At 65.9% G+C, this 1198-nt stretch carries 1 protein-coding gene, 1 pseudogene and 1 other annotated feature; the gene and the pseudogene both read right to left on the bottom strand.

Annotated elements, in window-relative coordinates:
* A pseudogene (locus tag A6V29_RS05385) lies at window positions 1-947 on the bottom strand (IS3 family transposase); the annotation flags it as partial.
* Window positions 538-669: a sequence feature (AL1L pseudoknot), on the bottom strand. Its footprint overlaps the pseudogene before it by 132 nt.
* A partial coding sequence (locus A6V29_RS05375; protein ID WP_137159352.1) for a phosphoketolase family protein occupies window positions 874-1198 on the bottom strand: 325 nt, incomplete at its 5' end. The gene A6V29_RS05375 and the pseudogene A6V29_RS05385, both read right to left, overlap by 74 nt.

Below are 1198 nucleotides of genomic sequence, written 5' to 3'. Positions count from 1 at the left end.
TTGCGAGCCGGCGTCGGAGTGGTGGACGAGGCCGGTGCTGGTGAATTGCGCATCCTGTCGATGACGGGTGGCCAGCGCCTGGCTCAATGCGCTGGCCACGAGCGCCGTTTCCTTGCTGCCCATGACCCGCCAGCCCAGAATGCGCCGGGAGTACACGTCGGTGACGAACGAGACGTACACGAACCCGGTCAGCGTCCACACGTAGGTGAAGTCCGCCACCCACCAGGTGTCGGGCTTGGTGGGGGTGTTCCAGCCGCGCTTGAGCAGGTCAGGGTGTCGCGGCGCGGTCTGGGTGCGTGTCGTGGTCACGGTGCGGTGCTCGCCGCGGCGCACGCCCTGAACGCCGGCGATCCGCATCAGGCGGCCGACCTGGTCTCGGCCGACCCGATAGCCCGCACGGCGCATCGCCCACCACATCTTCCGGATTCCATATAACTCGTTGTTCTTCCGCCACAATGTGATCACCGCGTCGACGAGATAGGCCTCCTCGAGTTCGGCAGCCGAGATCGGGATCCGCTTGTAGCTGCGGTAGGTGTTCGGCGCGATCGGCGTTCCATGCTCGGTGAGCACGCTGCAGATCGGCTCAACGCCGAACTCTTCCCGGTGATCGTCGATGTAGGCGACGATCACCGGAGTCGGCGGTCGAGCTCCGCCTGTGCGAAAAACGCTGACGCCGTCTTGAGGATCTCGTTCGCCCGGCGCAGTTCGGCGTTCTCCTTCTTCAACCGCGCGTTCTCATCTGCGAGCGCCAAGCCAGAGGCCTCGACCGGGCGGGCGGCATTCTCGGCGCTTTCCACCCAATTGCGTAGCGTTGCCGGGTTCACGTCGAGCAGCTCGCCGACCCGCTTGCGGGCGGCCAGCTTCGACTCGCCGTCACGCACGCGGTCGGCGTACATCCTCACCGCGCGCTCGCGGGTCTCCAGGTCGAACTTCCGTGGTGCAGACACAGGTCCAGTCTCCTCGCTGGTTGGACCCTGCACCCACCCCAGGACGATTCAACCTCTCCTCCACGTAGCCGCGCACGTGGAAATTTTCGTGGTTGGAGCGGCGGTAGGTCAGCCGGTGGATCAGCCACGGATAGCCGTGGTAGGCGAAGACCACTGGCTTGTCCCGGGTGAACAACGCGTCGAAGGCGGCGTCGGACAAGCCGTGCGGATGCGCCCGCTCGTCCTGCAGCCGCATCAGGTCCACCACGTTC

The sequence above is a fragment of the Blastococcus sp. CCUG 61487 genome (assembly GCF_005222955.1).
GTDB lineage: Bacteria > Actinomycetota > Actinomycetes > Mycobacteriales > Geodermatophilaceae > Blastococcus.
Note: the sequence above shows the minus strand (reverse complement) of the source record. Positions and strands in the feature narration are given on the sequence as shown.